The organism is Amycolatopsis arida, assembly GCF_900115565.1.
GTDB lineage: Bacteria > Actinomycetota > Actinomycetes > Mycobacteriales > Pseudonocardiaceae > Yuhushiella > Yuhushiella arida.
This window is the reverse complement of the sequence record NZ_FOWW01000001.1, coordinates 177,703-199,304: the sequence shown is the minus strand read 5'-3', so window position 1 is coordinate 199,304 and position 21,602 is coordinate 177,703. Positions and strand designations below refer to the sequence as shown.

Sequence of the window (21,602 nt, the reverse complement as noted above, 5' to 3'; positions counted from 1 at the left end):
ACTGAGTGGCTGAAGTGCACGGGAGTCGATGATCTGAGGGGATTCTCCGCCGCTCGTCGCCGGCCGACGTGCACAAGCCAACCGTCGGCCAACGCGGCATGAGCCCCTCCCACCGCAGTGGCGTGCCCTGCCAGTCGTGCAGCTGCTCCATCACTTCGTGCCCAACTGCCTATCGATAGATGACCCTCTGCATGGGCACCATGCTCGCCCGGATGGTGCTTGCCTGTTCTCGTGGCGAGTCCGACGATGGGGCGAAGCATGACCAGCCCTCGAGGGGAGGCCGGGGTGGGGAAGCGCGAGGAGAAGGCCAACCAGGACCGGCAGACCGCCGACCACAAACCGCAAGGCAGCGGGCCGCAGGGCCCATCGGATCCGGACAAGCCCGACGGGCGTCACACGAAGTGAGCGGCGCTGCGATGCTCGCCGAGCGGCTGGCCGCGGCCGGCTGGCTTCCCGCGGACTGGGCCGGTTCGTTCGCAGCCGTGGACCGCGGCGCCTTCGTCCCGGCCCGAGCGTGGGTGGATGACGAGTACGGCAGTCCGCACCCGATCGACCGGGACGCTGACCCGACGCGGTGGCGAGCCGCGGTCTATGCCGACGTGCCGATCGTGACCCAGCTTGACGACGGCGCCACGGTCTGGCCGGCTACCGGGGGCCATGCCACAAGCTCGGCGTCCCAGCCCCGCGTGGTGCTCGAGATGCTGACGGCGCTCGACGTGCACCCCGGGCACCGGGTACTCGAGGTCGGTACCGGCACTGGCTACAACGCCGCGCTGCTCGCACACCGCCTCGGTGACGACCAGGTCGTCACCGTCGAGGTCGACCCGACCCTCGCCGAGCTAGCCCGCGCCCGGCTCGCCGCGGCCGGATACAAGCCGATGGTGATCTGTGGGGACGGCGCGGTAGGTTGGCCGGCGGGCACGCCCTACCATCGCGTGGTCAGCACCGCAGCGGTCGTCGCCGGTCACGTGCCCTACCCCTGGGTCGAGCAGACCCGCCCTGGCGGACTGATCCTCACCCCCTGGGGCACGCCCTTCCGCAACGGCGGGCTGCTTCGGCTCACCGTGCACGACGACGGCGCTGCGACCGGGCGCATCGTTGGCGACGCCGCGTTCATGCGGCTGCGTCAGCATCGCGCGGCCGCGCCGTTCGGCCACGCTGCACGGCTTGGCGACCTGCTGGACGCCAGCACCACCGCCGAGGAGAGCACGACGACCGTCCGTCCACTGGAGGTCGCCACCGGGCACGCCGCGTTCGCCATCGGAGTCGCCATCGAGGGTGTGCAAAGCGGCGTCTTTCCCGATGCCGAACCAGGCCACGTCGAGGTGCTGCTCTACGACGTGCGATCCGAGTCCGGCGCCGCCGCGCGCATCACTCCTACCGCCGACGCCGCTGGTCGCTGGCCGGTCCGCCAGCACGGCCCCCGACGCCTGTGGGATGAAGTCGAGACCGCCTACACCTGGTGGGCACTTCTTGGCCGACCCGAGCGCACCCGTTACGGCGTCACCGTCACTCCGACTCGGCAACAGGTCTGGCTCGACCACCCCTCCAACATCGTCCCCACCCCCTGATCGCTCAGCAGCGAATCGAACGCTCAGTCGTCGGGAGGCGAACTTGTGGGTGCGCCAGGATCGAGTGGGTCAGGACGGATTCCACCACCAGCCCATCCGAGAAGAGCACCGCATGGAGAATCGGCGGACCGCCATCCGCCCCTTCCGCGTCGAGGTAAGCCAGGCCGCGCTGGACCTGGCCGACCGCCTTCGCCGCACGAGCTGGCCGCACGAGCTGCCCGGCACCGGCGACACCTACGGCGTGCCGGGGGGAGCGGGTGCGGGACCTCCTCCGGTACTGGCTGGACGGCTTCGACTGGCGGGCGGTCGAGGCGCGGCTGAACTCCTGTCCGCAGTTCGTCACCGAGATCGACGGCGAGGACATCCACTTCCTGCACGTGCGCTCGTCCCGAGCCGACGCCACGCCACTGGTGCTCACCCACGGCTGGCCCGGTTCGGTCATCGAGTTCCTGGACCTCGTCGAGCCGCTCACCGAGCCGGGCTCGCCGGAGCTGCCCGCGTTCCACCTGGTCATCCCGTCGCTGCCGGGCTTCGGGTTCTCCGGCCCCACCCGCGGCGCGGGCTGGAACCGCTATCGCACTGCCCGGGCCTGGGTGGAGCTGATGCACCGGCTCGGCTACGACCGGTACGGCGCGGTCGGCAACGACGCGGGCTCGATGATCTCGCCGGAGATCGGCCGGATCGACCCCGAGCACGTCGTCGGGGTGCACGTGACCCAGCTGTTCTCGTTCCCGACAGGCGACCCGGCCGAGTTCGTCGGGCTCAGCGATGCCGACCAGGCGGCGCTGAAGCACCTGCAGTGGTTCCAGGACACGATGTTCTCGTTCAACATCCTGCACAGCCAGCAGCCGCAGACGCTGGCCTTCGCGCTCGCGGACTCGCCGGCCGGCCTGCTCGCGTGGAACGCCCAGCTGTTCGGGAGCAGCCTCGACGCCGATTTCGTGCTGGCCAACGTGGCGCTCTACTGGCTGACGGGCACCGCGGCGTCGGCGATCCGCTTCTACTACGAGGACGCCCACACCGCGCAGCACCCGACGCAGCCCACCACCACGCCGACGGGGCTGGCGATGTTCGCCGGCGACTTCCGGTCGATCCGGCGCTTCGCCGAGCGCGACCACCACAACATCGTGAGCTGGAACTCCTACGACCCCGGCATTCCCAGTGGCGGCGGGCGCGACGCCGCCGGCCACTACGCCGCGCACGAGGCGACCGACCTGCTGGTCGGCGACATCCGGCAGTTCTACGCGCAGCTGGGGTGACCACCGCGTCGGCGAGCCGGGACCGGATCTGCGGTCCCGGCTCGCTCACGTGGTGAGGGCGGCGAGACCGGCGGCGACCACCGGGTGCTCGGTGCTGCCGCGCCGGACGCACGCGACGAACCGGCGCGACGGCAGGGGCCTGCCGCGCAGTGGGATCCGGACGACGGCGTGCTCCGCGGGCACGGGCACCAGGCGCGGCAGCAGGCAGACCCCGAAGCCTTCCGCGACGAGGGCGGACACCGCGAACCACTCCTTGGCGTGATGGGTGATCCGCGGGGTGAAGCCCGCGGCCGCGCACGCCACGGTGAGCAGCGCGTAGGTGTCGTTGTTGTGCGGCTTGACGATCCAGGACTCGCCCGCCGCCTCGGCCAGCGGCACCCCGTCCGGACGGTCCAGCCGATGGCCGCGGGGGACGAGCAGGTCCTGCGGGTCCTCGAGCAGGGGGTGCTGTTCGAAGCGGGGGTCGGTGACCGGCGGTGCGTCCGGGGTGGGCAGCACCACCGCGAGGTCGGCCTCGTCGGCCAGCAGCAGCTCGTAGCAGTCGGCGCTCTCCTCCTCGCGCAGGTGCACCCGGAGGCGGGGGTGCCTGCGCCGCAGATCGGTGGTGGCGCGGGCCAGCAGCGCGGCGATGGCCGAGGACACCGCGCAGATCCGCAGTGTGCCGGCAATGCGCTCGTGCCGGTGTGCCGCCAGGTCGGCGCGGGCCCGCTCCCACTGGGCGGCCAGGGTGTCGGCGTGGTCGAGCAGTACGCGCGCCGCGGGGGTGAGCCGCACCCGGCGGCCCTCGGCGTGCAGCAACTCGACGTCGAGGTCGCGGGCGAGCTGCCGAAGCTGCTGGGACACCGCCGAGGGCGTCAGGTGCAGCGCCGCGGCGGTGGCGGTCACCGTGCCCTGCTCGGCCAGCACCTGGAGCACCCGAAGCCGCCGCAGGTCAATCATGTAGTCCAGGCTAAACGAATCGATGCCCGAACGTTCGGTGAACGTTGACGGGTGCTGGGCGCACGCTGCCGCGGGCATTGCGGGCAGAAGGTGCGTCGACGCGGTGCGCCCTTGTTCGCCGTGGAGGTGACGGCTGGTCACCACGTCCGGACCAGCCGGATCCGGGCAGGGCGATCACGCAGGGTTTCCGGCTGCCCCCGGCATCACGACACAAAAGGGCCAACGACGGAGTTACTCACTGAAGGTCGAGGTTTAGTTCTTGGTAATGGGTATTTCCGAAGGCTGGTAGCTGTGGTTGACGGTTTACTCGGCCACTCACGCAACATAGACAGTGGCGATCACTCCTTGGGGGCGACACATAGTCCGTCACAACCATTCATGCCTTAGAGGAGTCGACTCTCGTGGCCTGGTCGCGTACGGTCAATGATCATCGCTACCAGCAAGGAGCAGGGGTTGCGTTCATTCGAAAGATCAGCATTGCTGCAGCCGCTGCGACTGCTGTGGTAGCGGGGGTGGCTCCCGCCCAGGCGATCGAGGGTGGCTCGCGCGCCACGGTCTCGGAGTTCCCGTTCATGGTGATGCTGCACAACAAGCATTGGTTATATGGTTGGAGCAACAGCTGCGGCGGCGTGCTTGTGACAACGATCCATGTACTGACCGCGGCGAGCTGTATAAATCCACGCGTCAATATCAACACCGACTATCGGGTGACTTCGGGCGAGGACGACACCGGAAAGGATGAGGGCCGGGAGGTTGTCCGTTCGCTGAGCAACGTTCAGTTTCATCCCGACTATGGCAACAATGTCCACGACCTGGCAGTCCTGACCTTGTCGACTTCGCTGGATCTGGATGGGCAATATCGCTATCTGAAGACAGCCAAGCTGTCGGAGCCAGGCTTCCCTGGGCCGGTCGGCACACCGGCGGAGGTTGCTGGGTGGGGGGGACACCGGATGGTTATTGGGGAACGACCCTCGTTTTCTGCAGTCGGCGACGGTACCGATTGTGTCGAAGCGCGAATGCGCTGAGGTGTATGGGAACATTGACGTCAACACGGACGCGTACCTGTGTGCGGGTTCCGACGAGGCGACAGCGTGCCCGGGCGACGAAGGAGGACCGTTGATGGCCGGGTCCGGGAGCAACGCGCGGCTCATCGGGATCGTGTCGGCGACGGCTCTGTGCGGCTCAGGGTTGCCCTCCGTATTCACCGAGATCACCTCGCACGCGGCCTGGATCAAGGATGCCGCACCAGGGGCACAGTAAGCCTGGATGCACGGTCTCGGCCAGAAAGGCGCTGGCCGAGACCGACAACGGCAGTGCGGTCGTCTCCAGCCGGCCTACCTGAAGGCCGCGATGTGGCGCGCCGCCCAGTCGGCGAAGGGACGGGGCGGGCGGCCGAGGACGCGCTCGACGTCGGGGCTCACCCGCTGCTCAGCGGCGGACGGCGTGCCCAGGATGTCGAGAGTGGCGGCCACGACTGGCTCGGGCATGAACCGCAGCAGTTCTGCCCTGGCCTCGTCGCGGCTCTGCTCGACGAAGCGCACCGGCTCGCCCAGCGCGTCCGCGATCGCCATGGCCTGGTGGTGAGGGGAGATCAACGCAGGTCCGGTCAGCTCGTAGGTGGCGCCGTCGTGGCCGGGTTCGCGCAGCGCGACGGCGGCGACCTCGGCGATGTCGGCCGGGTCGACGGTCGGCAGTGCGACATCGCCGAACGGCGCGGCCACCACCCGTTGCGCGCGGACCAGATCGGCCCACGCCAGGGTGTTGGAGTGGAAGCCACCCGGTCGGAGGATCGTCCACTCCAGACCAGAACGCCGGACGGCGTCCTCCAGGTCCGGCGGATGGCGCAGTGTCCCGACGCCCTGCGAGGACAGCGGGACGACCCGGCGGACGCCACCGGCCCGCGCGGTGTGAAGGATGTCGGCGATGACCTCGGGCCCGCCCCCGGTCGCCAGCCGGTCGCCGGAGGTCAGCAGGAACAGCGCCGCGGCGCCGTCGAACACGGGTGCCAGGCTTGCCGGTTCGGCCAGGTCGGCCCGCTGATGCCGCACCTGACCCGGCGTGTCCGGCGCCGCGGCTCCTCGCGAGACTGCCGTCACCTGCTCGCCGGCGGTGACGAGCGCTCGCACGAGCGGCCGCCCCACGTTGCCCGTTGCTCCGGTCACCACGATCATTGGCTGCTTCCTGGAGTGCGGTGGACTCGGAGCACGCGACAGCCCGCGGTATAGTAGGTACCTACCGGAAAGTATTGGCGAAGGGAGCCACTGTGCGCGGGAACACGACTCGATCGGCCGGCGTGGTGGCTCACCCCGAGCAGGCCTGCCCGATCGCCCCGGTGGTCGACATCGTCTTCAGTCGTTGGACCACGCCGATCCTCTGGACACTCAACGAGTACGGCCGGCAGCGGTTCGTGGAGCTCGAACGCCGCATCGCCACGATCACGCCCAAGGTGCTGACCCAGCGGCTACGGCAGCTGGAACGCGACGGCCTGGTACTGCGCACCTACCACCCGGAGGTCCCACCGCGGGTGGAGTACGAGATCAGCGAGCTGGGGCGCAGCCTGGCGCCGCTGTTCGCCACGCTCGCGGAGTGGTCCACCGCGAACCTGGACAGGGTCGAGCAGGCCCGGCAGGACTACGACACCGCGCAGCGGCGCCCGGCCCGCCGCTCGTAACCCGAGGGGCCGCCGGGCCGTGGGCGGCAGCGCAACCCCGGCCGGTCCTCGGCAGAGCGTGGGGAACCGGGGAATCTTGTATCCCAGCCTGAACGATTCCGTGCACGAACATTCGATGGACGTTGACGGTGGGTGCGGCCGAGGGTGGAGGTATGACGCCTCTTCCCGCCCCGGTACTGGTACTCGGAAGCGTGGCGAGCATCCAGTTCGGCCAGGCCATGGGCAAGCAGCTGTTCGGGCAGGTCGGGCCGCTCGGGGTGGTGGCGCTGCGGCTCGGCCTCGCCGCGGTGATCCTCGGGCTGGTGTGGCGGCCGCGTCCGCCGCGCGGGAAACGCGAGCTCGTTCTCGCGCTCGGGTTCGGCATCGCGATCGCGGGGATGAACCTGATCTACCTCGCGCTGCGGTACCTGCCCCTCGGCCTGGCGACCTCGCTGCAGCTGCTCGGGCCGATCACGCTCGCGCTCGTGACGTCGCGACGCGCGGTCGATCTCGGGTTCGCCGCGCTGGCCGGGGCGGGAGTGTGGTTGTTCCACGCGCCGGGTGCGGCCGAGGTGCCGTTGCCCGGAGTGCTGCTCGCGCTGGGCTCGGGCGTCGCGATGGCGTCCTACCTGGTGCTGAGCAAGCTTGCCGGGGCGCGCACCGCCGGTGGGGCGCCGCTCGCGCTCGCCGTGGGGTGGGCGGCCGTGCTCACGATCCCGTTCGGTGTCGCGGAAAGCGGCGCCGCCCTGCTCGCCGCGCCCGCGCTGGCGCAGGGACTGGCGGTGGCCGTCCTTGCGGCGGTCCTGCCGTACTCACTCGAGCTGGCCGCGCTGCGCCGACTACCCCCGAGGACGGTCGGGGTGCTGCAGAGCCTGGAACCCGCCGCGGCCGGCCTCGCCGGAACCGTGGTGCTGGCCGAGCATCTGGCGCCGGCCCAGTGTATCGCGATCGGCTGCGTGTGCACGGCCGCCGCCGGCGCCGTGCTGCACCCCCACCCCGCCCGCAACACCAAGACAGAACCGTCCCGCCGCTAGACCTCTTCAGCCCTCTCGGCCTCCCCAGCCCTCCGCGCTCCCAGGCTTCTCGAAGCGTCCCGGGTTTGGTGCACACTCTGGTGTGTCCCGGGTTCTTCGGAGTCGGTTTGCTGGATTCTTGAGCCACTCGATCTTGCAAGGAGGGGGTGGTATGTGTAGCGCCTTCGCATTCGGGTAAGCGTGGGGCGTGTTCTTCGACTCGTGGTCGGGCTTGATCCGAGTGGTCTCCGTTGGAGTCCCGGCGTACGTCGTGTTGGTCGCCGTGGTACGGCTTTCGGGCAAACGAACCCTCGCCAAGATGAACGCGTTCGACCTCGTCGTCACGGTCGCGTTGGGTTCCACGCTGGCGACGATCCTGCTCAGCGCTGATGTGGCACTGGCCGAGGGACTGCTGGCACTAGCTCTTCTGGTGGCGGCCCAGTACGTCGTCGCCTGGTCGGCCGTGCGGCTGCGGGCGGTGCGGCAAGCGGTCCGGTCCCGCCCGACGCTCCTGGTATGGCACGGTCGGATGCGAGAACAGACACTCCAGCAGCAGCGCGTCAGCCGAGCAGAGGTCCTGCAGGCAATCCGATCGCAAGGGTTGGGCGGACTCGATCAGGTGGCGGCTGTGGTGCTGGAGACCGACGGGGGGCTCAGCGTCATCCCCACCACCAAGGTCGGCGACCACCACGCGCTCGACGACGTTCCCGACGTCCCCTGAGCCGGCAGAGCGGACAGGGGCTCTGTGATCGGACCGGACAAGCCGTCAGCTCGTGGTGGTCGGCGCTGTCGGCGCGGGGTCATGCCGTCCACTGTCTTGTTATTCTCCGATTGTTGAATTTATGGGCCCGAGGTAGGGCAACGCGATCGCGAAAGTCAACGAAAGTTGAACAAATCCCAGCCGGTACGGTCGGTGCCGTGGAGACCTCGGACGCGCACCGGCTGGTGCTCTGGGACATCGACCTGACCCTCGTCGACCTGCGCGGGCTCGGCGGCGACTGGTACCGCCGCGCGTTGGCCGACATCGCTGGTGTGCCGCTGCGATACGTGCCGGCGTTTCCCGGTCGGACGGAGCGGGCGATCACGCTGGAGCTGCTCGCCGCGCATGCCGTGGAGGCGAGCGAGGAGACCGTGCGGCGGATGTGGCAGCGATTGGTCGACATCTCGACCGAGTCGCTGCCCACGCTCGCCGAGCGCGGGCGGGCCCTACCCGGTGCGGCGGCGGCGCTGGCGACCATGGCCGTGCGGGCCGGCGTCGTGCAGACCCTGGTGACCGGCAACCTGCCGGAGATCGCCAGGCACAAGTTGTCGGCGTTCGACCTGCACGGGCACATCGACTTCGAGATCGGGGGCTACGGCTCGCTGTCGGCCGAGCGGGCCGAACTGGTGGCACACGCGATGGCTCGCGCGGCGGCCAAGCACGGCCGGGAGTTCCCGGGCACCTCGGTGGTGGTCATCGGGGACACGCCGCACGACGTGGACGCGGCCCTGCGCCACGGCGCCACCGCGATCGGCGTGGCCACCGGCCGGCACGGTGTCGCGGAACTGAGGGACGCGGGCGCCCACACGGTGTTGACCGACCTGACCGAGACGGAGGCCGTGGTCACCGCCATCCTCGCCGAGCGAGAGTAGCGGCAGGACACCTTCGACGTTTCGCGCACCTCCCCACCCACCGCACACATCCCCACCCCGAGCAGTAGCACTCCTCACCTCGACGCCATCGGCCAACGCACCGACGGGAACGGCAAACACAGCGACGGGAACGGCAAACACGCCGACGCCACGCGCGAACACGGTGACGCGAAGCGCGAACACGCGCGCACGGGACGCGGACACGTGCGCGCGGAGCGGGACGTGGATCTCGGGTCAGGGGGTGGCGGGGATGGTGGTGCGGTCCTCCGTGGGGACGGCGCGGAGGCTGGTGACCAGCCGAACGAGGTCGTCCCGGCCGGTGGCGTCCGGGTAGCCCTGGTCGGCGTAGGCCACCAGCACCGGGCTCTCGGCGTCGCCCTCGGCCGGCGTCACCGCGAGCGCCGCGACCAGCGCGGTGGTCGGCAGGCACGGTGAGACGCCGGCCGCGGGTGTCACCTCGACGACGACCACGCTGGCCTCCCGGGTGGCGTCGCCGAAGGGCACCTCGGCCGGTTGCGGCGACCCCACCGCGAGAACGGGCGGTGAGCCGCCGTCCGTCGAGTAGGCGTGGTCGGCGACGGAGGTCGCGGCGTTGCGGGCGGCCAGCGCGGGATCGGACCAGGGCACCGACGCGACCCCGGACCCGCCGCGGTCCCGCCGCGGGTCCGCCGGGCAGTGGGCCTCACCGGTGAACGCGCTGGCGGCCAGGGTGATGCCGGGGTTGGCGTTGGCGTCGTCGGCCTCCCAGCCGTGCAGCGTGGACGGCTTCGGCGTCCACGAGGGCGGCACGTCGTAGGCGTAGCCCCCGTCCCGGCCCGGCACCGGCTGCCAGCCGTCGACCACCGCGGGCACGACCACGCTCGGCCGCGGTGATTCGGCGGTGTAGGTCGACGTCACCGGCGGCGGGGAGTCCGAGACCGTGGAGTCCGGCATCGCGTTGTTCACCAGGACACCGGCCACCACGAGCCCGAACACCACGAACCCGGCCGGCGCGAACGGCCGCCGGCGGCGCACGGTCGGGCGCGCGGGAGGTCGGTCCCGCGACGGCACCTGGCCCGCCGGTCCCCGCTGGAACGGGCTCTGCTGGGGCTGGCCCCGCTGCCCCCGGGGCCGAGCCGTGGAAGTCTCCGCCGGCGGAGGCACGGGCGGCGGAGCGGCCGGCGCGACGTTGCTGCCGTCCGCCGGCTCGTAGCCACCGAAGCCCCTGAGCGCCGCCCTGTCCTCGTAGCCGGGCGTGCTCGGCTCCTTCCGGAACCAGCCCATCTACCGGCCCACGAGGGTCACCAGGTGCTCGATTACGTCGTCGACGGGGACCTCCTCGCGGTCACCGGTGCGCCGGTCCTTGATCTCGACGACGCCCTTGGCCAGCCCGCGCCCGACCACGACGATGGTGGGCACGCCGACCAGCTCCGCGTCGGCGAACTTCACGCCAGGGGTGGCCTTGCGGTCGTCGAGCAGCACCCGTACCCCGCGGGCGGACAGCTCGGCCGCGATCCGCTCACCACCCTCGGCGACCGCGTCGTCCTTGCCGGCGATCACGACGTGCACGTCGGCCGGCGCCACCGCCCGGGGCCAGACCAGGCCCAGCTCGTCGTGGTGCTGCTCGGCGATGGCCGCCACCAGGCGGGAGACGCCGACTCCGTAGGAGCCCATGGTGATCCGGACCGGCTTGGCGTCCGGGCCCAGCGCGTCCACCTCGAACGCGTCGGTGTACTTGCGGCCGAGCTGGAAGATGTGCCCGATCTCGATCCCGCGGGCGGCGACCAGGGTGCCGCGACCGTCGGGCGAGGGGTCGCCCTCGCGCACCTCGGCGGCCTCGATCGTGCCGTCCGGGGTGAAGTCGCGCCCGCAGAGCAGGTCGACGACGTGGTGGTCCACCTTGTCGGCACCGGTGACCCAGGCGGTGCCCGGCACCACCCGCGGGTCGACGACGTACCGGACGCCGTTGGCGGCCAGCGCCCCCGGCCCGATGTAGCCCTTGACCAGGAAGGGGTGCGCGGCGAAGTCGGCGTCGTCGAGCAGGCTCACCTCGGCCGGCTCGAGCGAGGCCTCCAGCCGCTTCATGTCCACCTCACGGTCGCCGGGCACGCCGACGCCGAGCAGGCGCCACTCGGTCTGGCCCGGCTGCCGGACCTTCACCATGACGTTCTTCAGCGTGTCCGCGGCGGTGAAGACGCGGCCGAGGTCGGCCTCGTGGTTCAGGAAGTCGACCAGCGTCTCGATGGTCGGCGTGTTCGGGGTGTGGTGCACCTGCGCCTCGGGCCGGCCGTCCAGCGGCTGGGGAGGCGGCGCGGGCGTGGTGACGGCCTCGACGTTGGCCGCGTAGTCCGACTCCGTGCTGCGCACGTAGGTGTCCTCGCCGGTGGGCGCCACGGCGAGGAACTCCTCCGACGCCGAGCCGCCCATCGCGCCGGACATGGCCGCGACGATCACGTAGTCGAGGCCCAGCCGGTCGAAGATCTTGATGTAGGCGTCCCGGTGGAGCTGGTAGGAGCGGGCGAGGCCGGCGTCGTCGAGGTCGAAGGAGTAGGAGTCCTTCATCACGAACTCGCGCCCGCGCAGGATGCCGGCGCGGGGCCGCGCCTCGTCCCGGTACTTCGTCTGGATCTGGTACAGGATGACCGGGTAGTCCTTGTAGGAGCTGTACTCGCCCTTCACGGTCAGCGTGAACAACTCCTCGTGGGTGGGGCCGAGCAGGTAGTCGGCGCCCTTGCGGTCCTTGAGCCGGAAGACGCTGTCGCCGTACTCGGTCCACCGGCCGGTCGCCTCGTAGGGCTCCTTCGGCAGCAGCGCGGGGAACTGGATCTCCTGGGCGCCGATGGCGCCCATCTCCTCGCGGACCACGGCCTCGATGTTGCGCAGCACCCGCAGGCCCAGCGGCAGCCAGGTGTAGCCGCCCGGGGCGACGCGGCGCACGTACCCGGCGCGAACCAGCAGCCGGTGGCTGGGTACCTCGGCGTCGGCCGGGTCCTCGCGCAGGGTGCGAAGGAACAGCGACGACATCCTGGTGATCACTTCTGCGCTCCTTGGCGGCGAGCCGGATTCGGCGGTCCTGCTGTTCTGCGCAGCGTAGTCACCCGCCCCCGAGCAGCTCCAACCGGTTAACGCGGGGGAACTGTCGGTGCCCCCGCCTACTCTCCCGCCATGACGCTCGAACTCGGCATGGTGACCATCGACTGCGCGGATCCCCGGCGACTCGCCGACTTCTGGTCCGCCGCGCTCGGCCTGCGGGTCGACCAGGACTACGGCGAGTATCTCGTGCTGGCCGGCCGGGACGGCGGCGTGCGGCTGGGCCTGCAACGCGTGCCCGAGCCGCGCGCGGGCAAGAACCGGCTGCATCTGGACCTGGTGACCGAGGACCGGGCCCGCGAGGTGGCGCGGCTGGTCGGGCTCGGCGCGATGGAGGTGGCGGAGCACGACATGCCCGGGCTGGGCTGGACCGTGCTCACCGACCTGGAGGGCAACCTGTTCTGCGTCGGCGAAGAGCACTGACGCGCGGCCGCCGACTACCCTGCTCGCCGTGCTGGTGCTGCTGCCCCCTTCGGAGACCAAGGCCCCCGGCGGCGACGGTCCCCCACTGGAGTTGGCCACCCTGGCGTTCCCCGAGCTGAACCCGGTGCGGGCGAAGCTGGTCGACGCGCTCGTTGAGCTGGCCGGCGACGTCGCCGCCAGCAGGGCGGCCCTCGGCCTGTCCGCGCGCCAGGACGGCGAGATCGCCCGCAACGCGCGGCTCTGGTCCGCGCCGACGCTGCCCGCGCTGCGCCGCTACACGGGAGTGCTCTACGACGCGTTGGACCTCGCCGGTGTCGACCGGGCTCGGCTCGCCAGGGCCGAGCGGCGGCTGGCCGTGGCCTCGGCGCTGTTCGGCGTCGTGCGCGGCGTCGACCGGATCCCCGGCTACCGGCTCTCCGCGGGCAGCGCGCTCCCCGCGGTCGGGCCGCTGCGCACGCTCTGGCGGCCGGAGCTGGAACCGGCACTGGCCGCGGTGGACGAGCTGGTGGTCGACCTCCGCTCGGGCGGGTACGCCGCGCTGGCCCGGATCCCGGGGGCGGTGTCGGTGCGGGTGGTCACCGACGACGGCCACCGGCGCACGACGGTGAGCCACCACAACAAGGCGCACAAGGGCCGCCTCGCCGCGGCACTCGCCACCCGGTCCCGCCAACCGTCCACTGTCGACGGTGTCGTCCGCGCGGCCCGAGCGGCCGGGCTCGCCGTCGACCGCGTGGGCGAGCGGGACCTGGAGCTCGTCGTCCCCGCCTGACAGCCGGAAACGCCGGAGGCAGCCGGCTGTCCACTGTGCTCGCGGCGGCGTCCCGCGAGCGAGCGCCCGTGGCGCCGCGTCCCCGTGCCGAGAACCACCGGCAGCGCAAGGGCGGCGAAAATCGGTTGCGGGGAGCCGGCCGACCGGGCGAGAGTGGGCGCGTGCCGGCGCCAGGCCGGCGGAAGCGGAGAGGAGGTGCCCGATGTCCGTCCCTGTCCCGGGCGTCATCCGCGCCCTTCCGCCCGCCCCGCCAGGCTGACCGGACCTCGCCGGTGGGGCCACCTCCCGCAGGAGACCCACCGTGCGTCGCTACGACCGCTTCACCGACTCCGACTTCGACGAGCCCGACTTCGACCGGCCACGCCCGGCCCCGCGCGGCCGCCGGCCCCGGTTCGACGACGAGCCCGAGCCCACCCGCCGCGGGCGGCTCACCGAGCACGAGCGCACCCGCCTCGCCCGGCTGCGCGCGGATGCCTACACCGAGACCGTCCCCGGCGGCGCGGACCACTGGTCCACCTGGGGCGACGCCGAGCAGGGCCCGGCGCCCCACCCCGCCTGGCTGGTGACCGAGCTCGCCGCCGTGGACACCGACCTCGGCGTGCTCAAGACCGGCAAGGAGGCCGACGTCCACCTCCTGCGCCGCGGCCTGCCCGACGGGTCGGCCAGCTGCCTGCTTGCCGCCAAGCGGTACCGCGGCGACGAGCACCGGCTCTTCCATCGGGACACCGGCTACCTCGAGGGCCGGCGGATGCGCCGGTCCCGGGAGATGCGCGCCATGAGCCGCCGCACGACCTTCGGCCGCAATCTCATCGCCGAGCAGTGGGCGGCCGCGGAGTTCGCCGCGCTGCGCCGGCTGTGGCCGATCGGCGTGCCCGTCCCCTACCCGGTGCAGCGCGACGGCACCGAGCTGTTGCTGGAGTTCGTCGGCGAGCAGGACGGTACCGCCGCGCCCCGGCTGGCGCAGCTCCGCCCGGCACCCGCCGAGCTGCGTGACCTGTGGCACCAGCTCACCGCGGCCCTCGAGCTGCTCGCCGCGGAGGGACTCTGCCACGGTGACCTGTCCGCCTACAACGTCCTCGTCCACGACGGCCGGCTCGTGCTGATCGACCTGCCCCAGGTGGTGGACCTGGTGGTCAACCCGTCCGGCGCCGGCTACCTGGATCGCGACGTGCGCACCATCGCCAGCTGGTTCGCCGCCCGCGGGCTGCCGGACGACGTGGTGAACGTCACCGGTCTGCTCGATGACCTGCGCCGGGCCGCCGGGCTGGGCCTCGACCGAGCCCGATTCGAGCCGTGATCACCCACCACACCGCGGAGTCCGATCGACCCTCGGCTAGACTGGACAACGCTGCCGCGGCCGCCGATCGGCTCGCGGCGATTCCATTACCGTCAACGGTGCTCCCCAGCACCGGGTTCGTCCCTGTGAACGCCCACTGCTTCATCGTCAAGCCCTGCCTGCGCGCGGGCAGCCGGGCCTCCTTGTGACGTGCCACGTCCGAGAGGCAACCTTGACCGTCACGTTCGAGTCCACCCGTCCGGCCACCGCGAGCCAGGACCAGGACATCACCTTCGCCGACCTCAACCTGCCGGCCCCGCTGCTGCGGGCGCTGCGCGAGGGCGGCCTGCACACCCCCTTCCCCATCCAGTCGGCCACGCTGCCCGACGCGCTCGCCGGCCGGGACGTGCTCGGCCGCGCCCAGACCGGCTCCGGCAAGACCCTCGCCTTCGGTCTGGCGCTGCTCACCCGGCTGGAGGGCGGCACGACCCGCCCCCGGCACCCACGGGCCCTGGTGCTGGTGCCCACCCGCGAGCTGGCGATGCAGGTCGCCGACGCGCTGGTGCCGCTGGCCAGGGCGATGAACCTGTGGTGCCGCACCGTCGTCGGCGGGATGTCCTTCACCCGTCAGGTGGACGGGCTCAGCCGCGGTGCCGACCTTGTGATCGCCACCCCGGGCCGGCTGTCCGACCACGTCCGGCAGGGCACCTGCGTGCTCTCCGACGCGCGGTTCGTCGCGCTGGACGAGGCCGACCAGATGGCCGACATGGGCTTCCTGCCGCAGGTGCGGCAGATCCTCGACCTCACCCCGCGCGACGGGCAGCGGCTGCTGTTCTCCGCGACCCTCGACGGAGACGTCGAGCGGTTGGTCAAGGCGTACCTGACCAACCCGGTCACCCACTCGGTGGCCCCGGTCACCGCCAGCGTCACGACCATGGAGCACCACCTGCTGCAGGTGGCGCACCAGGACAAGCAGGTGGTGCTCACCGAGATCGCCGCCAGGGAGGGGCGCACGATCATGTTCGTGCGCACCAAGCACCATGTCGACCGACTCGCCGAGCGGCTGCGCGCCAGCGGCGTGCGGGCGGGCGCGCTGCACGGCGGCAAGACCCAGGGGCAGCGCAACCGGGTGCTCACCGACTTCAAGGAGGGCCGCAGCAGCGTGCTGGTGGCCACCGACGTGGCCGCGCGCGGCATCCACGTCGACGGCATCGATCTCGTGGTGCACGTCGACCCCGCCGCCGACCACAAGGACTACCTGCACCGGGCCGGCCGCACCGCGCGGGCCGGCGCCTCGGGCACGGTCGTCACACTGGTCACCCACGACCAGCGGCGCACGGTGCACCGGATGACCGCCAAGGCCGGGGTCAAGCCGACCCAGACCCAGGTAGGGCCCGGTGACGCGGCGCTCAACAGGATCACCGGGGCGCGCACGCCGAGCGGCGTGCCGGTCGTCGAGCCGCGCCAGCACGCGCCGCGCCCGCACGGCCGCCGCGGTGGCGGGCGTGGCGCCGGCGGCGAGCGCGGCCGGGCGCCCTTCGGCAACCGTCGCGGGCATGGCGGTGACCGGCCGCAGCACGCCGGCCGCCGGCCGGCCCGCCGGCGCGCCGCGTAGTCGCCCGACCCGAATCCGACCAGTGGGCCGGGCCGCCGATGTCGGCGGCCCCTCGTCCCCGTACCGGTGGCCGATGCGAGACTGCGGGGCGTGAACACGTCCGGCTCCGCCCCCACCAAGCCCGACACCGTCCCGACCGAGCCCGAGCACGTCTTCGACTGGCTCGACACCGAAGCCGACAAGCGCGCCGCCGCCGGGCTGGTCCGCCGGCTGCGCCCGCGCGGCTCCGACGCCGGCGAGCTCGACCTCGCCGGCAACGACTACCTCGGGTTGGCCAGGGACAAGCGAGTGGCCGGCGCCGCGGCGGCGGCCGCGCTGCGCTGGGGCGCCGGCGCCACCGGCTCGCGGCTGGTGACCGGCTCCACCGAGCTGCACGCCGAGCTCGAGCACGAGCTGGCCCGGTTCTGCGGCGCCCAGGCGGCGCTGGTGTTCTCGTCGGGCTTCGCCGCCAACCTCGGCGCGGTGACGGCGCTCACCGGGGCCGAGGCGGCGATCGTGACGGACAGGTACATCCACGCCTCGCTGATCGAGGGCTGCCGGCTGTCCCGGGCCGACGTGGCCGTGGTCGCGCACTGCGACCCCGCCGCCGTGGCGCACGCGCTGGCCACCCGGCGCAAGCGGCGGGCGCTGGTGGTGACCGACTCGGTGTTCTCGGTGGACGGCGACCTGGCGCCGCTGGGCGAGCTGGCCGCGACCTGCCGGGAGCACGGTGTCGCGCTGCTGGTGGACGACGCGCACGGGCTCGGCGTGCTCGGCGACGGCGGCCGCGGCGCGGTGCACGAGGCCGGCCTTGCCGGCGCGCCGAACGTGGTCACCACCGTGACACTGTCGAAGTCGCTGGGCGCGCAGGGCGGCGCGGTGCTCGGGCCGCGGCGGGTGATCCGCCACCTGGTGGACACCGCGCGCAGCTTCATCTTCGACACCGCGCTGGCGCCGGCCAGCGCGGCCGCCGCGCTGGCCGCGCTCGGCGTGCTGAAGGCGGAGCCGGAGCTGCCCGGCAGGGTGTGCGCGGCCGCCGGCGAGCTGTCCGCGCGGCTGGGCGCGGCGGGCCTTTCGGTGACGGCACCGGCGGCCGCGGTGGTGTCGGTTTCCGCGCCGAGCCCGGACGAGGCGGTCGGCTGGGCGGCGCGCTGCGCCGAGCACGGGGTGCGGGTCGGCTGCTTCCGGCCGCCGTCGGTGCCGGACGGCGTGTCCCGGCTGCGGCTCACCGCCCGCGCCGACCTCACCGAGGCCGACCTCGACCGGGCGGTCTCGGTCATCACCGACACCGCCCCGCCGGCGGCCCGCTAGGGCGTTCGGGGCACGCGGCGCATCCGCACGTGCGGGATGCCGTCCTCGAGGAACTCCTCCCCCTCGGCCACGAACCCGAAGCGGCCGTAGAAGCCGGCCGCGTAGGTCTGCGCGTCCAGCACGCACACCGCGGCGCCGGCCGTCTCCAGCGCCGCGGTCATCAGCCGCGCGGCCAGTCCGCGGCCCCGCGCCGCCGCCGCGGTGCACACCCGGCCGATCCGGCGGGTGCCGTCCGGCTCGGCCAGCACCCGCAGGCAGGCGAGCACCTCGTCGCCCTCGGCCACCCAGAAATGCGTCGTGCCCGGGGCCAGGTCGCGGCCGTCGAGCTCGGGATACGGGCACTCCTGCTCCACGACGAAGACGTCGACCCGGAGCTGGAGCACGCGGTACAGCTGGGCCGCGGACAGCTCCGGGCCCGCGGCGGCGACGACCTCGACGGTGGGCGCATCCTCGACGACTTCACTCATCCGGCGTGTATAGCAAGGCCGCAACACGTCGGCTAACCGCGGATCCGCTTCGCGATCTCGTCGGAGTAGGTGGACAGCCTGGTGTAGACGCCGGGTTTGCCCGCCTGCGCGCAGCCCTCGCCCCAGGACACGATGCCGATCACCGTGTTGCCGACCAGCAACGGCCCACCCGAGTCACCCTGGCAGGCGTCGATCCCGCCGTCCGGGTAGCCGGCGCAGAGCATGGTCCTGGCGTCGTAGTTGCCGAACGCCTTTCGGCAGCCCTCGTCGCTGATCACCGGCACCTGGGCGCCCCGCAACGTGTTCGACCGCGGGCCGCCGTCGGAGGTCCGGCCCCAGCCGAGCACGGTCGCCTTGGTGCCCTCCGCGTAGAGCGACCGGTCGCCCGCCCCGGCCACCCGTGCCGACCGGTACGGCATCCGCTCGTTCAGCCGCAGCACGGCGAGGTCCCCGCCGGATCCGGGGTCGCGGTACCCGGGGGCGACCCAGATGTCGTTCACCGCGGACTGCCGGCCGTCGCGCGACCGCTTGTCCTGCCGGCCGCCGACCACCCGCAGGTCGGAAGGGTCCACGGCCTTCGCGCAGTGCGCGGCGGTGACCACGGCGTCCGGGCTCACCAGGACACCGCCGCAGAACTGCGCGTCCTGCCGGTCGGCGAGGTACACCGCGTAGGGATGGTCCCGGATGGACACCTCGCTGCCACCGACGATGAAGGGCTGCGCGCCCACCGCCGTGCCGGCGGACGCCGGGGCGAAGGCCGCGCCGGCCAGCAGGGCGAGCGCGGCCGCGATCCTGCGCCGATACCTCTCCGGCATGAGCTCCCGTTCCTTCCTGCGGCGCCGGACCACGGGGGCGGGCCGGCGGATGCCGAGATGTGCTGATGTCACGCTGTTGTCGTCATGCTGTGCCGGCGTCGAGCCGTGGCGGTGTCCCGCCGGGGAGCGGCCCGGGGACGGCCACTCGGCGCGGTGGGCCCGGGCCACCCGGCCGGCACGGGCTGCGCCGGGTGGCGGTGCCGCGTTGCTCCGACGGCGCTAAAACCCTAATCGGAAACCGCTCGAACCGGTGTCGCTGAACCGGGTGGTGTGCGGGGACGGCCCGTTGCTCTGCGAAGCTGGACCGCGTGGGAGCTCGGAGTGCGGTGGTCGGCCTGCTGACGGTGGGCACGCTGCTGGCGGCATGCACCGCCGAGCCAGTGCCGTCCACACCGCCGCCCGAGGCCGCGCCCGCGGCGACCACCCCCAGCGGCGAGCCGGGGAGCACCACCCCGGCGGAGCCGAGCGATCCCGCCGCCGCGCCGGTCTGGCGGGTGGGCGCCCGCCCGCTGCCGCTGCGGCCCGACGGCTACGGCCAGGTGCTGCCCACCCCGCCGGAGCTGGTGGACCGCGCACTGCCCACCGCCGACCTGCTGCCCCCTCCGCAGGACGGCCGCTACGCCGCGACCGTACGGCCGGTGCCCGCGGACGTGCTGGCCCGCAGCAGCTGGCGACCGGAGTGCCCGGTGGCCGCGGCCGACCTGCGCTACCTCACGATGTCGTTCCGTGGCTTCGACGGCCGAGCGCACACCGGCGAGATGCTGGTCAACGCGTCGGTCGCGGAGGCGGTGACCACGATCTTCGGGGAGCTGTTCGCCGCGGGCTTCCCCATCGAGGAGATGCGGGTGACCAGGGCCGACGAGCTCGACGCGCCGCCGACCGGGGACGGCAACAACACGTCGGCCTTCGTCTGCCGCCCGGTCCGGGGCCGCACCACCTGGTCGGCCCACGCCCACGGGCTGGCGATCGACGTGAACCCCTTCTGCAACCCGTACCTGCGCGGCGACCTGGTGCTACCCGAGCTGGCCTCGGCCTACGTCGACCGGAGCCGGGTGCGGCCGGGGATGCTGCTGCCGAGCGGTCCGGCGGTGCGCGCGTTCAGGGCCGCCGGCTGGACCTGGGGCGGCACCTGGACCGACCCGAAGGACCTCATGCACTTCTCGGCGAACGGCGGGTAGGCGGTGCGCACGGGAACGCGAGCACGCGGCGGCCTGCTGGTCGCCGGCACCACGTCCGACGCGGGCAAGTCCACGGTCACCGCGGGGCTGTGCCGGTGGCTGGCCCGGCGGGGGGTCAAGGTCGCGCCGTTCAAGGCGCAGAACATGTCGAACAACTCGATGGTGTGCGCCGACGGCGCGGAGATCGGCCGGGCCCAGTGGCTGCAGGCCGTCGCCGCGGGCGCGGAGCCGGAGTCCGCGATGAACCCGGTGCTGCTCAAGCCCGGCGGCGACCGGCGCAGCCACGTGGTGCTGCGCGGACGGCCGTGGGGCGAGCTGACCGCGGGCGAGTGGACCACCGGGCGCGCGGCGCTGGCGGAGGCCGCGCACGCCGCGCTGACCGAGCTGCGCGAGCGGTTCGACATCGTGCTCTGCGAGGGCGCGGGCAGCCCGGCCGAGGTCAACCTGCGGGACGGCGACTACGTCAACATGGGGCTGGCCCGACGGGCGGGGCTGCCGGTGGTGGTGGTCGGCGACATCGACCGCGGCGGGGTGCTGGCCGCGATGGCCGGGACGTTGGCCCTGCTCGACGCCGAGGACCAGGCGCTGGTGGCCGGCTTCCTGGTGAACAAGTTCCGTGGCGATCCGGAGCTGCTCCGCCCCGGACTGGACACCCTGCACGCGCTCACCGGCCGACCGGTGCTCGGGGTGCTGCCGTGGCTGCCCGGCGCCTGGCTGGACTCCGAGGACGCGCTGGCGATCGCCGGCTGGGCAGGGCGCGAGGAGCGGCCGGGCGGCACGCTGCGGGTCGCGGCCGTGCGGCTGCCCCGGGTGTCCAACGCGACCGACCTCGACCCGCTGGCCGCCGAGCCCGGCGTGTCGGTGACCTTCACCGCCGACCCGGACACGGTGGCCGCGGCCGACCTGGTCGTGCTGCCCGGAAGCCGGTCCACCGTGCGCGACCTCGCCTGGCTGCGCCGGCACGGCATCGCCGCGGCGATCGCCGAGCGGGCCGCCGCCGGCCGCCCGGTGCTGGGCGTCTGCGGTGGCTACCAGATGCTGGCCGGCACGATCCACGACGACGTGGAGTCGGGCGATGGCACGGTGACCGGGCTCGGCCGGTTGCCCACCGCCGTCCGGTTCCGCCGGGAGAAGACCCTGGGCCGGCCGAGCGGCACGTGGCGCGGGCATCCGGTGACCGGGTACGAGATCCACCACGGCGTCGCCGAGGCCACCGGAACGGCCGAGCCGTTCCTCGACGGCTACCGCCGCGGCGCCGTGTGGGGAACGATGTGGCATGGGGTGTTCGAGAACGACGACTTCCGGCGGGCCTGGCTGACCGAGGTGGCCGGGCAGGCGGGCGTGGCCTGGCGGCCGGCAGGAGGACCGGGGTTCGGCACGCTGCGCGAGGCCATGCTGGACCGGCTGGCCGACGCGATCGAGCAGCACGTGGACACCGCCGCGCTGCTGGACCTGATCGACCGCGGCGCACCGCCCGACCTGCCCGCGGTGCGGCTGACCACGGCGGGGAACAACCCGGCCCGACCCGGGGTTGGGCGGGACGAACGCACCGCGACCGGACACGACCGCGCGACGACCGCCGAGCATCGACCGAGCGCCAGCGAGGAAGGAGCGCAGGCGGGAGGAGTGCGGCCCA

At 72.9% G+C, this 21,602-nt stretch carries 21 protein-coding genes and 1 pseudogene; 16 read left to right on the top strand and 6 right to left on the bottom strand.

The genetic code is table 11. From position 1 onward, the window contains the following. The first annotated feature begins 258 nt into the window (after nt 1–258). From BM051_RS28875 to BM051_RS01015, 3 genes are all read left to right on the top strand, one after another. A complete protein-coding gene (locus BM051_RS28875) occupies nt 259–405 on the top strand; it encodes a hypothetical protein (protein WP_166677605.1) in 147 nt (48 codons plus the stop codon). An 11-nt stretch (nt 406–416) separates the two neighbouring features. Then, nucleotides 417–1,571: a methyltransferase domain-containing protein gene (locus BM051_RS01020; protein WP_092526509.1), complete on the top strand. Its 1,155-nt coding sequence runs from the start codon at nt 417–419 to the stop codon at nt 1,569–1,571. A 257-nt stretch (nt 1,572–1,828) separates the two neighbouring features. After that, on the top strand, nt 1,829–2,830 hold the full coding sequence (locus tag BM051_RS01015) for an epoxide hydrolase family protein (protein ID WP_341770764.1): 1,002 nt from the start codon (nt 1,829–1,831) through the stop codon (nt 2,828–2,830). A 45-nt stretch (nt 2,831–2,875) separates the two neighbouring features. Here the strand turns inward: BM051_RS01015 and BM051_RS01010 are convergent, their stop codons facing one another. Further along, nucleotides 2,876–3,769, bottom strand: a complete 894-nt coding sequence (locus BM051_RS01010) for a LysR family transcriptional regulator (protein ID WP_092526506.1) — start codon at nt 3,767–3,769, stop codon at nt 2,876–2,878. A gap of 401 nt (nt 3,770–4,170) precedes the next feature. On the opposite strand from BM051_RS01010, the gene BM051_RS01005 reads away from it, so the two are divergent. Further along, on the top strand, nt 4,171–4,794 hold the full coding sequence (locus tag BM051_RS01005; protein ID WP_134045953.1) for a trypsin-like serine protease: 624 nt from the start codon (nt 4,171–4,173) through the stop codon (nt 4,792–4,794). Next, entirely contained in the window at nt 4,772–5,029 is a 258-nt protein-coding gene (locus tag BM051_RS30570) for a trypsin-like serine protease (RefSeq protein WP_424923249.1), read from the top strand. The genes BM051_RS01005 and BM051_RS30570 overlap by 23 nt, the downstream gene beginning before the upstream one ends. 74 nt (nt 5,030–5,103) lie before the next feature. On the opposite strand, the gene BM051_RS00995 is transcribed toward BM051_RS30570, so the two are convergent. Beyond that, on the bottom strand, nt 5,104–5,940 hold the full coding sequence (locus BM051_RS00995) for an NAD(P)H-binding protein (protein ID WP_092526497.1): 837 nt from the start codon (nt 5,938–5,940) through the stop codon (nt 5,104–5,106). A gap of 92 nt (nt 5,941–6,032) precedes the next feature. Here BM051_RS00995 and BM051_RS00990 point away from each other — a divergent pair, with 92 nt between their 5' ends. From BM051_RS00990 to BM051_RS00975, 4 genes are all read left to right on the top strand, one after another. Next, nucleotides 6,033–6,440: a winged helix-turn-helix transcriptional regulator gene (locus BM051_RS00990; RefSeq protein ID WP_177216873.1), complete on the top strand. Its 408-nt coding sequence runs from the start codon at nt 6,033–6,035 to the stop codon at nt 6,438–6,440. A gap of 152 nt (nt 6,441–6,592) precedes the next feature. After that, nucleotides 6,593–7,453 carry an EamA family transporter gene (locus BM051_RS00985; protein ID WP_092526490.1) on the top strand — a complete coding sequence of 287 codons (861 nt, stop codon included), beginning with the start codon at nt 6,593–6,595 and terminating at the stop codon, nt 7,451–7,453. Between the two features lie 187 nt (nt 7,454–7,640). After that, complete coding sequence (locus BM051_RS00980; RefSeq protein ID WP_092526487.1) at nt 7,641–8,153, top strand: DUF421 domain-containing protein; 513 nt, start codon at nt 7,641–7,643, stop codon at nt 8,151–8,153. A 197-nt stretch (nt 8,154–8,350) separates the two neighbouring features. Then, complete coding sequence (locus tag BM051_RS00975) at nt 8,351–9,064, top strand: HAD family hydrolase (protein WP_243859280.1); 714 nt, start codon at nt 8,351–8,353, stop codon at nt 9,062–9,064. A gap of 234 nt (nt 9,065–9,298) precedes the next feature. Here the strand turns inward: BM051_RS00975 and BM051_RS00970 are convergent, their stop codons facing one another. Both BM051_RS00970 and BM051_RS00965 read right to left on the bottom strand, forming a co-directional pair. Beyond that, nucleotides 9,299–10,327, bottom strand: a complete 1,029-nt coding sequence (locus BM051_RS00970; RefSeq protein WP_092526484.1) for a DUF8017 domain-containing protein — start codon at nt 10,325–10,327, stop codon at nt 9,299–9,301. After that, nucleotides 10,328–12,079 carry a proline--tRNA ligase gene (locus BM051_RS00965; protein WP_092526481.1) on the bottom strand — a complete coding sequence of 584 codons (1,752 nt, stop codon included), beginning with the start codon at nt 12,077–12,079 and terminating at the stop codon, nt 10,328–10,330. It abuts the gene before it with no gap. Between the two features lie 129 nt (nt 12,080–12,208). Here BM051_RS00965 and BM051_RS00960 point away from each other — a divergent pair, with 129 nt between their 5' ends. The 5 genes from BM051_RS00960 (at nt 12,209) to BM051_RS00940 (ending at nt 17,506) form a co-directional block, all read left to right on the top strand. Further along, nucleotides 12,209–12,556, top strand: coding sequence for a VOC family protein (locus BM051_RS00960; protein ID WP_092526478.1), 348 nt, complete (start codon nt 12,209–12,211; stop codon nt 12,554–12,556). 28 nt (nt 12,557–12,584) lie between these two features. Next, entirely contained in the window at nt 12,585–13,325 is a 741-nt protein-coding gene (gene yaaA / locus BM051_RS00955; protein ID WP_092526475.1) for a peroxide stress protein YaaA, read from the top strand. A gap of 301 nt (nt 13,326–13,626) precedes the next feature. After that, nucleotides 13,627–14,622 (top strand): serine protein kinase RIO, encoded by a 996-nt coding sequence (locus BM051_RS00950; protein ID WP_092526472.1) that lies wholly within the window; start codon nt 13,627–13,629, stop codon nt 14,620–14,622. Nucleotides 14,623–14,833: 211 nt separating this feature from the next. Beyond that, a complete protein-coding gene (locus tag BM051_RS00945) occupies nt 14,834–16,216 on the top strand; it encodes a DEAD/DEAH box helicase (protein WP_243859279.1) in 1,383 nt (460 codons plus the stop codon). Between the two features lie 90 nt (nt 16,217–16,306). Beyond that, on the top strand, nt 16,307–17,506 hold the full coding sequence (locus BM051_RS00940; protein WP_092526465.1) for an 8-amino-7-oxononanoate synthase: 1,200 nt from the start codon (nt 16,307–16,309) through the stop codon (nt 17,504–17,506). Here the strand turns inward: BM051_RS00940 and BM051_RS00935 are convergent. Together BM051_RS00935 and BM051_RS00930 are read right to left on the bottom strand one after the other, a co-directional pair. Further along, on the bottom strand, nt 17,503–17,973 hold the full coding sequence (locus BM051_RS00935; RefSeq protein WP_092526462.1) for a GNAT family N-acetyltransferase: 471 nt from the start codon (nt 17,971–17,973) through the stop codon (nt 17,503–17,505). The genes BM051_RS00940 and BM051_RS00935 overlap by 4 nt on opposite strands. Before the next feature lie 32 nt (nt 17,974–18,005). Then, complete coding sequence (locus BM051_RS00930) at nt 18,006–18,788, bottom strand: S1 family peptidase (protein ID WP_092526459.1); 783 nt, start codon at nt 18,786–18,788, stop codon at nt 18,006–18,008. 308 nt (nt 18,789–19,096) lie between these two features. Here BM051_RS00930 and BM051_RS00925 point away from each other — a divergent pair, with 308 nt between their 5' ends. Together BM051_RS00925 and BM051_RS00920 are read left to right on the top strand one after the other, a co-directional pair. Further along, nucleotides 19,097–19,966: a M15 family metallopeptidase gene (locus BM051_RS00925; RefSeq protein ID WP_243859278.1), complete on the top strand. Its 870-nt coding sequence runs from the start codon at nt 19,097–19,099 to the stop codon at nt 19,964–19,966. 3 nt (nt 19,967–19,969) lie between these two features. Next, nucleotides 19,970–21,508, top strand: a pseudogene (locus tag BM051_RS00920) (cobyric acid synthase); the annotation flags it as partial. Between the last annotated feature and the right edge of the window lie 94 nt (nt 21,509–21,602).